The organism is Bartonella sp. AA78NXGY (assembly GCF_042197005.1).
Lineage (GTDB): Bacteria > Pseudomonadota > Alphaproteobacteria > Rhizobiales > Rhizobiaceae > Bartonella.
On record NZ_JBHIRI010000002.1, the window covers coordinates 26514 to 40087 of the forward strand.

A 13574-nucleotide genomic window follows, 5' to 3' on the forward strand; every position below is an offset into this window, starting at 1 on the left:
AAACACGATAGAGTGTGTTCTTATGCAAAAGATGATATTGCACGTTTTTTTACATTGCTTATTCATGTATAATAATAGGTTGTTTGAATATATAGCTAAAACTATAGAGATTAAGGATGATTTATGTCTGGACTTCCCCCTTTAACGATACGTCTTTGTGGTCCACGTGGATTTTGTGCAGGGGTTGATCGTGCTATCCAGATTGTTCTGCTTGCATTAAAAAAATATGGTGTTCCAGTATATGTTCGTCATGAAATTGTACACAACCGCTACGTAGTTGAGGGATTACAGCAACGGGGTGCTGTTTTTGTCGAAGAACTTAATGAGATTCCAGAAGAACATCGCAATCAACCAGTTGTTTTTTCTGCTCATGGTGTACCAAAATCTGTTTCAGAAGAAGCACGATACTATAATTTGTTTTATCTCGACGCAACATGTCCGTTGGTCTCGAAAGTTCATAAACAAGCGATACGACATCAACGTCATGGTCGTCATGTTATATTGATTGGTCATGCTGGTCATCCTGAGGTGATAGGGACAATGGGACAGCTTGAAGAAGGGGTTGTAACGCTTATTGAAACGATAGAAGATGCTTTGCATTATCAACCCAATGATCCAGATAAATTAGGATTTGTTACACAAACAACGCTTTCTGTTGAAGATACTGCAGGAATTATCGATATATTACAACAACGTTTTCCTACATTAGCAGCACCAGCGGCTGAATCAATTTGCTATGCTACAACGAATCGACAAGATGCGGTTAAAGCAGCGGCAAAGGGGAGTGATTTGTTTTTGATTGTTGGAGCACCAAACTCTTCTAATTCACGACGTTTAGTAGAGGTTGCCGAAAAGTCTGGTGCGCGGCAAGCTATTTTAGTTCAGCGCGCTGATGAAATTAATTTTGAAAACCTAAAATCTCTTTCTATAGTCAGTCTTTCAGCAGGGGCTTCGGCTCCTGAAATTATTATTGATGAAATTATTTCAGCATTTCGTGAGCGTTATGATGTCACAATAGAATTAGCTGAAACAGTGGTAGAAACGGAAAAATTTTTAGTGAGTCGCGAATTACGCGACGTCATTTTAACGTCTCAAGATATGGCTTTCGTTAATGGTCAAGCAAATAATGCAAAAAATGAAAATCAGAATACAGACATGTCTACAACGAAAGCAGAATAATGGCCGTTTATACAGATATTCACCCAAATGATTTAAAAGTGTTTTTAACACGTTATGCAATAGGATCACTTTTGTCTTATCAAGGTATAGAAGAGGGGATTGAAAATTCTAATTTTATGTTAGAGACAACACAAGGGCGATTTATTTTAACACTTTATGAAAAGCGTATTTCAAAAGATGATTTACCTTTTTTTTGTCGCTTGATGCAGCATTTAGGACAGCGTGGAGTTCCTTGTCCTCAACCTGTTATTCAAAATGATGGAATGATGATCTGTGAACTAGCAGGACGTCCTGCTGCTATTATTACTTTTCTGGAAGGAGAGTGGATCCGCCAGCCCAATATAGATCATTGTGGCGAAGTGGGGACGGGGTTAGCACAATTACATTTAGCAGGACAGGATTTTACACTCAGTCGTAAAAATACTCTTTCTGTTATGGATTGGAAGGTATTGTGGCAACGTTGTCAAACCAAAGAAGATGCATTGTTAAAAGAATTTGGACAAAAAATTGAGTTGGAATTGGCTTTTTTACAGGAAAATTGGCCATGTAATTTACCAATAGGCATTATTCATGCAGATTTATTTAATGATAACGTTTTTTTTGTGAATCATCGTCTTTCTGGGATGATAGATTTCTATTTTGCTTGTAATGACTTTTTTGCTTATGATTTAGCGATCTGTTTAAATGCTTGGTGCTTTGAGCCTGATCATTCCTATAATCTTACCAAAGCACGTAAGTTATTGGAAAATTATCAAAAAATAAGACCATTGATCCCTTTAGAATTGGACAAGATGGTCTTATTAGCTCGTGGTGCATCTCTACGTTTCTTACTCACACGTCTATATGATTGGTTTAATACACCGCCTAATAGCTTTGTTATTAAGAAAGATCCATGGGAGTATTGGCACAAGCTTTGTTTTTTCAGTAATGTAAATTCGCTAAGTGAATTAGGTTTTTAAATTTTATGGCAACTCAACAAAAAGTCGTTGAAATTTATACAGATGGTGCTTGCTCAGGGAATCCTGGAGTTGGAGGATGGGGAGCAATTTTACGCTGGAATGGTCATGAACGGGAGCTTTATGGCGGTAAGGTCCATACGACAAACAATCAAATGGAACTCATGGCGGCAATTTGTGCATTAAAGGCGCTTAAAGAGCCCTGTTTGGTCGATCTTTATACAGACTCAGTTTATGTACGTAACGGTATATCTAAGTGGATTGAAGATTGGAAAAAGAATAATTGGCGCACTGCATCAAAAAATCCTGTTAAAAATATGGAGCTATGGCAAGCTCTTGAGGATGCTAGTTCTTGTCATACAGTTAGATGGCACTGGGTAAAAGGGCATGCGGGACATCCAGAAAATGAACGCGCAGATGCCCTTGCTCGCAAAGCAATTACTCAATATCGTGAAAATGGACGTTTTCCAGCATAATTGCTTTTTGAGAGCTTTTTCTTTTATCACGGAGACGCAAGAGGGGTTGGCTGCGTATGGAATATGAATGTTCCACTTAAGGCGTGATCTTTAAAAGCAACTGTATAAAAAATTTTTTGGTTTATTTCTTCTGGTGTGAAATAGAGTGGAGCACTGAAGAGTGTATATTCTGCGTTATCACTGACTTTTCTTGCTGCTCCAATTTGCATTTCTCCTCCATCTAAAAAGAGAGAGGAAGGAGTGGTTTTGTTGTTATTTTGTATTTTTATAAGAAGGGTACTATTATTTTTTTCAGCACTTATTTTTAGTGCATTCTGGGTCATGCGGGGCAAAGAATTTTGCGCCTTTTTTAAGAAGGAAGCAGGAAGCTGTTTATTTTTAAGAGCAGATGGCGAAAAATCAAAGTTAACAGTAAATGGAAGACAGATTTTATTACATAATCCAAGAGTGAAAGCACCACTTAAATTTTTGCTTGAACCAGAAAGATTGAAGGGCAATATTACTTTATCTTTATAACCTAATGACCAATCATTTTCTGTTTCAAAAAGCTGTGGAGTAGGATAAAAGATTTCATAAGAAATCTGTTGGTTGAAATTAAAAAATGGTGCCATGCCAGAATTACCTGGATTACGCCAGTAAGTTTTCCATCCTGGTTTAAGCACAATTTCAATAATACCTTCTCTTATTCCAGAAAGAGAAGGTTCAGTGATCGCTAATCGGATACGACCACCATCTGATTCATACCAAGATGTTGCGAAAAGCTGGAGTTTTTGTTCTGTTTGAGCATTTACAGGAATGTTAAGTAATTCTAAAACTATGAATGTTAAGCTTAAAGTAACTAAAAGCTTTTTATAAAAGAAAGTTGCGATATTTTGTAAATTTGTAAATATACGACTTTTTTTCATTGGAGTTTTATTTTCCTAGTGTGCTAAATGAACAAACTTTTATCATGTAAATTATGGAGAATAACAGATTAATGAAGCGGTGTAATGGCTTTTTAGGTGGACAATTACTCATAGCAATGCCTGGGATGAATGACAAACGCTTTATTCGTTCTGTTATTTATATTTGTGCGCATTCTGATGCCGGTGCGATGGGCATCATTCTTAATCAATTGCATCATATTGATTTTCCAGAGCTTTTGCTTCATTTGGGAGTCATAGACAGTGGCCAAAAAAAAAGTCTTTCTGAACCAATAAAACAGTTTCCAGTTCGCTATGGTGGTCCTGTTGATCCTTCGCGTGGTTTTGTCCTTCATTCAGATGATTATGCTTGTGAAGAAACTGTTTTTATTGCAGATAAGATCTGTTTTACTGCGACAATTGATATATTAAAAGCGATCAGTTGCGAACAAGGTCCGCAACATGCACTGGTCGCATTAGGCTATGCTGGATGGAAAGCGGGGCAACTTGAGGCAGAAATTTCTACAAATGGGTGGCTAATCAGTTCTACATCACCTAGTTTTCTTTTTGAAAGCGATTTAAGCTGCAAGTATGATAAAAGTTTAACACGCATGGGTATCGATCCAACTTATCTTGCTTCTGAAATGGGACACGCGTAGAGTTTTTTCTAAGCTTTTTAACTTTACACGTTATTTTATCCCTTATGTTTTTATCTTATAAGGGAAATGGCTCTGAACGAGCGTAATTAATTCTTCTATGGCAATCGGTTTCGTCACAAGTGTACTTTGAACATATTTACAACCTTCTTGACGGAGGAAGATTGCTTCTTTTTCATTTTCAACACCTTCTGCGATAATTTGCAAATTAAGATCTGTTGCCATATTAATGATAGACTTGAGAACAATTTTCTTCTTAAGAGAGTCGATTGAGATAAGTGAACGATCAAGTTTAACCATATCAAATGGATAACGTACGAGATAGGTCAGAGACGAATAACCTGTTCCAAAATTATCGAGTGCGAGATTCATTCCAAGTGTTTTAATTTGTTCAAGAAAGTGCGCTGATTGTTCAGGATTATTTCTTAAGACAAATTCAGATATTTCAATCATTAAGCGTCCTTTGTGGAGCGGATGCCGAAGCAAAGCGGCACGCAATTGACTGATAAAACGAGGATGAATCATTTCTGCGCTTGGTAAATTAATTGAAATAAAGAAAGATTGTTGGGAAAACTTTTCTTGTACATTTATAAGATCGATAATGGCATTATCAATGATAAATTGTGACAAATCCATAACAATTTGTTCATTTTCTACGATTTTTATGAAATCAGAGACATTTAAATTTCCATAAGTGGGATGATGCCATTCTACAATTGTTTCAAAACCAATAATATGTCCGTCTGATAAATTAAGAATAGGATGGTAGAGGATTTTCATCTCATTACGTTTTATGGCATAATGAACATCTTTCTCCAGAGTATTATGTTCGAGACCCAAAGTGCGAAAATTAGGACGAAAAGGTTCAATATGGTTCCCACCCATTTGTTTTGCGCGAATCATCGCTAACTCACTATCATTAAAAATATCTTTAGCCGTCGATCGGCTTTCACTCCATGTAACCAATCCGATAGAGGTTGAAAGGATTATTTTATTTTCTGAAAGTGAAATAGGTGCTGAAATTGTTTTGTGCAAATGATCTGCAAATGCTGCAATTTTTTGTGGTTCGGTTTCACTGAGTAAAATAATTGCAAAGCGGTCTGCTGAAAGACGCGATAAGGTGTCTTGAAAGTTAATGAGACGATTTAAACGACGTGCGATTATAAGCAGTACAGTATCCCCAACTGCTATGCCTAATTTGCGATTAATTTGGCGAAAATTGTCAAAATCAATCATAAAGACAGTCGGTCTAATTTTGATATTTGCTTTCGCTAAAGAGGTATAATTTTGTAGTCTATCAAAGAAAATTTGTTGGTTAGGAAGTCCAGTTAAGCTGTCGTGGATTGCATCATGCAATAAGCGTTCTTCGGATTTTTTATGGTTAGTAATATTGACAATGGTTCCAATGACACGTGTGATTTTTCCATCTTTTTGCATAGCCGGACGTGCACGAAGAGAAAACCAATGATAATAACCACCACCGGAAGAAAGCCGAAAAATTTGATCAATGCGCCCTTTTTTATTTTTAAGAATGATATCTAATACGGCTTGAAAGCGTTCACGATCATCATGGTGCAAGGCTGAAATCCAGTTGCGCATAGGTCCATTGAGGTTATGAATTTCAGTACCAAAAAGGGTTGCCATGTTTGGATGTACAACAATACGGTCACGCTCAATATTCCAATCCCAAATAATATTTCCAGCTCCCTTTGCTGCGAGTACTTGTTGTTCAAGGTCGGAAAATATTCCTTCATGGAAAGCGTCATTAGAAAAAGTTTGTTGCAGGACAGTAAAGCTAATGAGAAGAACAATGAGCACTAATCCTCCCGCTAATGCTGGCTGGATAATATCATTGTTTAAATGTCCAGCTATGCAGGCATAGGCTCCAACACACCAAAAGCTAATGAGCAACCATGTTGGAATAAGCATAATGGCGCGGTCATAGCTTCTGATTGAGAAATAGATGATTAATATTATACCAAGCACAGCGGTAAGGCCAAAAGACAAACGCGCAATTCCAGCTGCTCTGATGGGATCATAAATAGCAAAGGCTCCTAGACTGCAAAACGCAATGGTCCAAGCGATAGCACCGTAACTAAAATGATAATGCCAGCGGTTAAGGCTGAGATAGGTAAAAAGAAAAATGAAGAGTGTAGCAGTAAGTGCTACTTCTGTACCAGCACGCCAGATTGGTTGGGTTGTGAGTGTAACTGCAAAGAATTTATTTAAAAAGTTGAAGTCAATACCAATATAAAAAAGCACTGCCCAAGCAACTGCCGCTGTTGCAGGAAACAGCCCTGTTCCACGGACGACGAAGAGAACAGTTAACAAAAGCGCTAAGAGACCTGATATCCCAAGAAGAATACCATGATAAAGCGTATAAGAATTAATTGCATCTTTATAAGCTTCAGGTTGCCATAAATAGATTTGCGGTAGATTTGCAGAGTTAAGTTCGGCCACAAATGTAATAACAGCACCAGGGTTAAGGGTAATACGAAAGATATCAGAGTTTGCACTAAGTTGACGATCGAGGGAAAAACCTTCGCTTGGCGTTATGGATTGAATCCTTGATGATCCAAGGTCTGGCCAAAAAAATCCAGAACGTGCCATGCGGTAATGGGGGGCAACGATGAGACGATCAACTTGTTCATCTGTTGGATTTGCAAGAGAAAAAACTGCCCAATTTCCGGAAAATTTTTCATTTTTTGCCTGCACTTCAATACGCCATACAATACCATCTGGTCCTGGTGCTGTACTTGTTTGAAAAATAGAGTTGTTTGTATGGTGAATTTCAATTGCTTTTGAGAGATCAAGAGCAGCATCTTGAGAAGAAATTTTAACTGGTTCAATTGCTTGTGCTGATGTAAGATGGACAAAAGAACTAACGACTACAATGAAAATGATGTCAATTATTTTACGCAAACTCTTCACAATGTCCCACTCTCAATATTTTAGGATGTTTAATTTTCATTTCGACTTTTGAGAAAAAACGTCCACCTTTTATAATTTATTTACATAATAAATTGTTATCACTTTTCTTAAGTTATGTGATTTTATATACAAATAGACCATACACCCATTTGCTTCAATGGAACCTGAAGCGAATGAAGTTTTATATTTTAAAAGGGCAAAGTTAAACCATGAATTTTCAGATTTCACGGATATACCTTCACTTATTAGAATCTTTATCACATGAAGTATGAATTGGGTAGTTTTGTACGCCTATTTGCCCAATATTTCCAAAACTTATTTAATGAGGAGAGCTTTTGTGGTAAATTTTATGATAAAATATGTGACGTTATTGTGATGTTGCATTGAAAAGAAGTTTTTACTTTAGCTTGTATGAAAGAGTTGACGTTAAATCATCAAAATTTATAAGGGGTCCTACAGGTCCGACAGCAGTTAGTGTTGGAGTGGAGTTTGTAAAAAGACGATGTGCTAAATCAGTTAATCTTTTAGGAGTGATGAGATTGAGGCGTTCAATTGTTTCCGATATTGGAATTGGTCGACCATAAAGGAGTATTTGGCGAGCAATGAGATGTGCTTGACTAGAGGGATTTTCCTGTGACATTGTCAGATTTGCACGATATTGCGTTTGTGCTCGTTGCAGTTCGTTGGCGTGAATATTTTTGCTGACCTTGGAAAGTTCATCAAGAATCACAGGAATGAGTTCTTTGAGCCCTTCTTGTCCGGTAGCTGCGTGAACACCAAAAAGCCCAGTATCTGAAAATCCCCAATGAAAAGCATAAATAGAATAGCATAATCCACGTTTCTCTCTTACCTCTTGAAAAAGACGTGAAGACATACCACCACCAAGAATGATTGAAAGAATTTGAGCTGCATAAAAATCACGCGCGTGATAAGCACGCCCTTCAAACCCTAGAACAACTTGTGTATCCATTAAATCGCGATATTCACGAAAGTCGCCACCGACATAATTTGCAAGATTAGTAAGAGGTGCGGTTGAATGGGAGCGAAAAGTACCAAGACGACTTTCAACTTCTCGCAAGAAACTTTCGTGCTTTACAGCTCCTGCAGCAACGACAATCATACGATCTGCACTATATTGTTTATTGATGAAATCATGGAGATCAGTAGATGTAAATGATTGAATAGTTTTAGCTGTTCCTAAAATAGAGCGTCCAAGGGATTGATGACGAAAGGCTGTTTCTGTAAAGTGATCAAAAACAATATCATCAGGAGTGTCATGGGCAGCACCAATTTCCTGAAAGATTACTTGTTTTTCTCGTTCTAGTTCATCGTCGTCAAATTTTGAATGCATTAAAATATCGGCTAAAATGTCTATAGCAAGTGGGATATCGCTTTTAAGTACACGTGCAAAGTAAGCTGTTGTTTCAATACTGGTTGTAGCATTGATTTCACCGCCAACATCTTCAATATCGGTTGCAATTTGAAAAGCAGTACGGTTTTCGGTTCCTTTAAAAGCCATATGCTCAAGAAGATGAGCAATACCATGCTGTGTGGAGGTTTCATTGCGTGAGCCCACTTTAACCCATATTCCGAGGGCAACACTATCAATTTGTTGCATTGTATGTGTGGCGATAGTCAAACCATTACTAAGGCGACATATATCTACATCCATGTATCTACAACTCCATTAAATAAGCTAAACACCTCATTGTAAGGGTATCAGAATATTCTTGATTTAAATTAATGCAGCTAACTTTAATAAGATGCACGCGATTTTAAAGAAATATAATCTTTGACTATTTTTTCATCATTAGCAAGATTTATAAAATGTTCTTCGTGTTTCATTACATCATTGAGATGAGATGGCCATGGAGCATGAAGGCCACAAGCGCTTTTAATAGTATCAGGAAATTTAGCTGGATGAGCCGTGGCAAGAACGATCATTGGAATATGCGGTTTTTTGTTTTCACGCGCTACTTGAAGAGCGACCGCTGTATGTGGATCAACAAGATAGCCACTTTCCTTATAGACACTATCAATTGTTTGAGCTGTTGCAGCCATGTTGCTTTTTCCAGCGGAAAATAGGGAACGAATATTTTTGAGTTGCTTTTCATCAAGAGTAAAGAGCCCCGTTTTTTTCAAGTTTTCCATTGCATTGCGAATCCACATTGGATCACGATTGCCACTTTCAAAGAGCAAACGTTCAAAATTAGAAGAGACCTGAATATCCATAGAAGGTGATGTTGTATGGACTATTGGTTGTGTTTCGTAAGTACCACTGGTCAATGTACGTACAAGGATGTCGTTATCATTCGTTGCGATGACCAGTTGAGCAATGGGTAATCCCATACGGGCTGCGACATAACCTGCAAAAATATCACCAAAATTTCCAGTAGGAACAGTAAATGAAACAGCTCTATCAGGTGCTCCTAAAGAAAGTGCAGATGAAAAATAGTAAACAATTTGCGCCATGATACGCGCCCAATTTATAGAATTAACACCTGAAAGTGCTCTTTTTTTACGAAAATTGTGGTCATTAAACATTGCTTTGACAAGAGCTTGGCAATCATCAAAATTTCCTTCAATGGCAATGGCATGAACATTGGAACAATGATTGGTTGTCATTTGCCGTTGTTGAACAGGCGATACACGTCCTTTAGGAAATAAAATAAAAATATCTGAGTGTTCTTTTCCAGCAAAAGCTTGTATCGCAGCTCCTCCTGTATCACCTGATGTTGCAGCAATAATCGTTGCACATCTATTTTTTTCAGTCAAAACATAATCCATCAGTCGAGAAAGAAACTGCATTGCTACATCTTTAAAAGCTAAAGTAGGACCATGAAAGAGTTCAAGGATAAATTCATCTGCTCCAGTTTGTCGTAACGGACAGATTGCTGGATGGTGAAAGGTTGCATAAGATTCAGCGATCATATTTTCAAAAGCTGTATATTCGATTTCGTTATTCACAAAGGGCCACAGAATAGTTTTAGCAATTGTTGTATAGGACTGACCACGAAGTGCTCGTAACGCATCAAATGATAGCTGAGGAAATTTATCTGGCAAATAAAGTCCCCCATCACTTGCCAACCCTGTCATGATTGTTTCCGTAAAGCTTAAAGCAGGAGCTTCACCTCTCGTGCTGATATATTCCATAAGTCTTATCCTTTTTTTTATTTCTGGCAAATTGGTGAAGTTATTTATTTCACGTTTTTCATAATATTTAAATTATTAAATGGATAGAGCTTCTTTTCTTCTTTTTAACTCAATAATGAAAGGAAATAGCCTTAAGCATTTTTATTTTTGAGATATAAACGCCAAATGTTCACAGAAAATCTGTTACAGTCAAAAATTTCTCTCTATTATTCATTCACTTAGATTTTAAAACGTATCTTCACTTGTACACCTTCTTAAATAATAAAATTAAATAGATAGAATAGTATTTACTGAAGAACTTTTGTATAAAAATCAATCATTCATAGTTATTTTATACTCTTAATACTCTGTAAAAATTAAATCTGCTAAACGAAATGTTAAAATGATACATCCCAAGACTCACATTGGAAGATTTATAAGGTAATTTTATGGCATTTCGTGCGCAAATCTATACTTTGAATAATCTTTTTTAGCTTAATTTATTACTTTGTATAATAATAGATATTATATTTGTGCTATACAGTATGGTAACCTAAAGGTTATCCATAGAAAACATACAACAGCCTGCTAAATGATGGGAAGCAGGCTGTAAAGTATTTTCATTTTAAATAGAAAAAAATAACTAAGTATCTTTGAATTATTTGCCTTTAATTTTTCCTATTGCCCATCCGATTATCCCACTAAATATGGCCATAACAGATCCAGTCAAGAATCCAAAACCCAAAGCTCCTACTGTAGAAAAAACTCCTAGCGTAATTGGTTCAAACACTTTCTCAAATTTTCCTTCAAAGGCAGATTCACTTTTTGCTCTATGAGTGAAACTTGGGACATAAAGAGCAGCTATATCGATAGCTTTTTTCTTTCCTTGTTCTATTAGAGAGACAGTTTCCCATTGAGTATCATTTTTCAAATGATTGGCATGAACATTTATAACTTGTGAAAGCAAAAAAGCAACTGCTATAAAAATATTTAATATGTAAGTTTTCAATACTTTAATCATAGTTTACCACCAATACTTTTATTTTAATCTGAATTGAATAGATGCATCGGCAGAATTAGTGCACATTGAGAGAAACAGAAGCATTTAAAGCTTTTTTCACTCTTAGTGTGATAATTCATTAGTTTTTATCATCAACAATGGATAAACACAGAATATGTTCATAGTTTATATTTCATATGAGAAGGTCTTATTCTGATGAAAGTTCAATTTTAACGAGATTTAAAATACAATATTATTTTACTTATTAGCCATCCTAAAAACATGCCTATCGTACTTGATGCATATCCAAGTGCCATCCCCATACCAAAAGCCCCGAGTGTAAGAGGTTCAACAACCTTTTCAAATTTTCCTTCGACGGTAATTTCATTTTCCATACAACGATTTAGATTTTGTGTATAGAGAGCAATCGTACTGATTGCATCCTTTCTGTTCTGTTCTGTTACAGAAATAAAAATATTCTCACGATGAATATTGTTTTGCAAATAGTTGGCATGTACACTTACAGTCTGTGAAATGTAAAAAACAGATATCATAGAAATAATTAACATATTATTGTTAAAAAAATTAATCATCATTTACCTCAAATACTTTATAGTATTCAATATATATATATGTGTGTGTATATAAATTATACTTTGGATTTTTGGATGTAATTTACAGAATTTATAATTATAGTAATAGAAGCTTCATTATTTAATAAATTTATAATAATTAATAATAACATAATGAAGCTATGTATTCTATATTTCTACAATAGATTGAATTACTTGAACATCAATACTATGTCATTTATCCAATTTATTATCGATCCTATAAAACTTATTGCATATCCAGCGTACAATAGTCCCCCTCTTACAGTCATAGGCTCAAAGACCTTTTCTAATTTTCCTTCACCTATTGTTCTATGTTCTGTTTGATAATTTACAGACGGAGCATAGAAAGCAGTCGTAGAAACTACATCGGATTTCGCATATTTTACTTGTTCCATTGGGAAAACAGAAAGTTCCTCTTTTGGAGTATCGTTTTTCAAATAGTTTGCATTAACATTTACAGTTTGTGAAATAAAAAAAGTGCTCGCTATAAAAATGCTTAAAATATAATTTTTAAATATTTTTACCATAACTTTACCTCAAATATTTTTAATTTATATATGTAATAAATATACATAATGTTTATGTATCTCACACTATATACAAGTCATATAGTTCAATATGTATTTTTAGTCAATAATAAAAATACATATAAAAATATACCTATAATTTTTTTATAAACCTTATTGTAAAAAAGTAACAGTAATAATTACAAATTATATTTTTAAAAAATTTATACAATATTTTATTATGTGTTATATATAAAGCAACATATGTTTATCGTATAATTTTTATAAAACGATATTAATATATTTTTTAAATACATTTATAGATAATAAAATTGATCAAAATTTTTAATTATTAAATATATAAAAATTTATTTATTATCGATAGTATAATAGAAAACATGAAAATTATGATGTAGTTATAAAAATATTATTAACAATTAAAATATGAATGGACACGATAAAATTTTATTATTTATAGTATTTATTATAGATAGTCATTATTGTATAATGTGTGTTATATAGATATTATTCAATGGTTATTTAATTGCATCGTGATAGCAGAATAATAATTCTTAATTTACTATTAAATATATACATTTATCTTATAGATAATAATATGTTATAGATACTAAAAAATGTACAATTTTCTCATAGTGTAAAGTAGAGCTCGAATTGGATAGAGATAAATGATATTATCTTTTTATCGCTAATGTGAACGGCATATTACTATGATGCAAGGCAGTGTATAGAAGAATATAATTTAGACATATTTATGAGTGCCGAAAGATCAGCATTAGATAATATTTTCAACACTTTCTTCTTTCCAAACTGAAAAGCCGCTTTTATTTTTAGAAAGTGGATTACTTTTGAAAAGATCTGATTTCATTGCTTATTTAAAAAGTCTATTAAGTGCTTTCGGAAAATTTTAAGCAACTATTGGTATCTCTGTCGCTTGTTTAACATGATTATATGTTTCATATTTATGTGCTTTTTTAAAGAAACCGTTCTCAAGGTACTCAAGCCTATTTTGCAATGATAGATATGATGATAAAGCCCCCATAATATAAAATTCTTAGGGCATCAGAATTTTTGACGTTTATAAAGAAGAAAGATGGCATTGCCATACACTTTTCTCGCTCCTAATGTTGCTACAATTTTTGCCTTTTGAGATGATTCATTAAAAGGCATTTTTATTTCTTTATTTATTTAATTCAGCATATCT

The 13574-nt window shown here is 34.7% G+C and carries 11 protein-coding genes; 4 read left to right on the forward strand and 7 right to left on the reverse strand.

What is annotated here, in order from left to right:
• Window positions 1–123 precede the first annotated feature (123 nt).
• The 3 genes from ispH to rnhA are packed head-to-tail and all read left to right on the forward strand — an operon-like array spanning window position 124 to window position 2611.
• Complete coding sequence (ispH, locus tag ACFINL_RS01390; protein ID WP_375611130.1) at window positions 124–1179, forward strand: 4-hydroxy-3-methylbut-2-enyl diphosphate reductase; 1056 nt, start codon at window positions 124–126, stop codon at window positions 1177–1179.
• Entirely contained in the window at window positions 1179–2138 is a 960-nt protein-coding gene (locus tag ACFINL_RS01395; protein WP_375611131.1) for a homoserine kinase, read from the forward strand. The genes ispH and ACFINL_RS01395 overlap by 1 nt, the downstream gene beginning before the upstream one ends.
• Window positions 2139–2143: 5 nt before the next feature.
• On the forward strand, window positions 2144–2611 hold the full coding sequence (gene rnhA / locus ACFINL_RS01400) for a ribonuclease HI (RefSeq protein WP_375611132.1): 468 nt from the start codon (window positions 2144–2146) through the stop codon (window positions 2609–2611).
• Between the two features lie 26 nt (window positions 2612–2637).
• Here rnhA and ACFINL_RS01405 read toward each other — a convergent pair whose 3' ends face one another.
• Window positions 2638–3516: a protein-disulfide reductase DsbD domain-containing protein gene (locus tag ACFINL_RS01405; protein ID WP_375611133.1), complete on the reverse strand. Its 879-nt coding sequence runs from the start codon at window positions 3514–3516 to the stop codon at window positions 2638–2640.
• 71 nt (window positions 3517–3587) lie between these two features.
• On the opposite strand from ACFINL_RS01405, the gene ACFINL_RS01410 reads away from it, so the two are divergent.
• Entirely contained in the window at window positions 3588–4172 is a 585-nt protein-coding gene (locus ACFINL_RS01410; RefSeq protein ID WP_375611134.1) for a YqgE/AlgH family protein, read from the forward strand.
• 42 nt (window positions 4173–4214) lie between these two features.
• Here the strand turns inward: ACFINL_RS01410 and ACFINL_RS01415 are convergent, their stop codons facing one another.
• The 6 genes from ACFINL_RS01415 to ACFINL_RS01440 all read right to left on the reverse strand — a co-directional run bounded on the left by ACFINL_RS01415 (window position 4215) and on the right by ACFINL_RS01440 (window position 12373).
• Window positions 4215–7100, reverse strand: a complete 2886-nt coding sequence (locus tag ACFINL_RS01415) for an EAL domain-containing protein (protein ID WP_375606401.1) — start codon at window positions 7098–7100, stop codon at window positions 4215–4217.
• A gap of 397 nt (window positions 7101–7497) precedes the next feature.
• Window positions 7498–8772, reverse strand: a complete 1275-nt coding sequence (locus ACFINL_RS01420) for a M16 family metallopeptidase (protein ID WP_375611135.1) — start codon at window positions 8770–8772, stop codon at window positions 7498–7500.
• 83 nt (window positions 8773–8855) lie between these two features.
• Window positions 8856–10253 (reverse strand): threonine synthase, encoded by a 1398-nt coding sequence (gene thrC / locus ACFINL_RS01425; RefSeq protein ID WP_375611136.1) that lies wholly within the window; start codon window positions 10251–10253, stop codon window positions 8856–8858.
• A 637-nt stretch (window positions 10254–10890) separates the two neighbouring features.
• Window positions 10891–11253, reverse strand: coding sequence for a hypothetical protein (locus ACFINL_RS01430; RefSeq protein WP_375611137.1), 363 nt, complete (start codon window positions 11251–11253; stop codon window positions 10891–10893).
• A 209-nt stretch (window positions 11254–11462) separates the two neighbouring features.
• Window positions 11463–11828, reverse strand: a complete 366-nt coding sequence (locus ACFINL_RS01435) for a hypothetical protein (protein WP_375611138.1) — start codon at window positions 11826–11828, stop codon at window positions 11463–11465.
• 188 nt (window positions 11829–12016) lie between these two features.
• Window positions 12017–12373: a hypothetical protein gene (locus ACFINL_RS01440; RefSeq protein WP_375611139.1), complete on the reverse strand. Its 357-nt coding sequence runs from the start codon at window positions 12371–12373 to the stop codon at window positions 12017–12019.
• Between the last annotated feature and the right edge of the window lie 1201 nt (window positions 12374–13574).

Excerpts from the sequence above, each read along its gene's own strand:
- ispH (WP_375611130.1), top strand. The coding sequence starts at position 124 with ATGTCTGGACTTCCCCCTTTAACGATACGTCTTTGTGGTCCACGTGGA.
- thrC (WP_375611136.1), bottom strand. The coding sequence starts at position 10,253 with ATGGAATATATCAGCACGAGAGGTGAAGCTCCTGCTTTAAGCTTTACG.
- ACFINL_RS01440 (WP_375611139.1), bottom strand. The coding sequence starts at position 12,373 with ATGGTAAAAATATTTAAAAATTATATTTTAAGCATTTTTATAGCGAGC.
- ACFINL_RS01435 (WP_375611138.1), bottom strand. The coding sequence starts at position 11,828 with ATGATGATTAATTTTTTTAACAATAATATGTTAATTATTTCTATGATA.
- ACFINL_RS01420 (WP_375611135.1), bottom strand. The coding sequence starts at position 8,772 with ATGGATGTAGATATATGTCGCCTTAGTAATGGTTTGACTATCGCCACA.
- rnhA (WP_375611132.1), top strand. The coding sequence starts at position 2,144 with ATGGCAACTCAACAAAAAGTCGTTGAAATTTATACAGATGGTGCTTGC.
- ACFINL_RS01430 (WP_375611137.1), bottom strand. The coding sequence starts at position 11,253 with ATGATTAAAGTATTGAAAACTTACATATTAAATATTTTTATAGCAGTT.
- ACFINL_RS01405 (WP_375611133.1), bottom strand. The coding sequence starts at position 3,516 with ATGAAAAAAAGTCGTATATTTACAAATTTACAAAATATCGCAACTTTC.
- ACFINL_RS01395 (WP_375611131.1), top strand. The coding sequence starts at position 1,179 with ATGGCCGTTTATACAGATATTCACCCAAATGATTTAAAAGTGTTTTTA.
- ACFINL_RS01410 (WP_375611134.1), top strand. The coding sequence starts at position 3,588 with ATGAAGCGGTGTAATGGCTTTTTAGGTGGACAATTACTCATAGCAATG.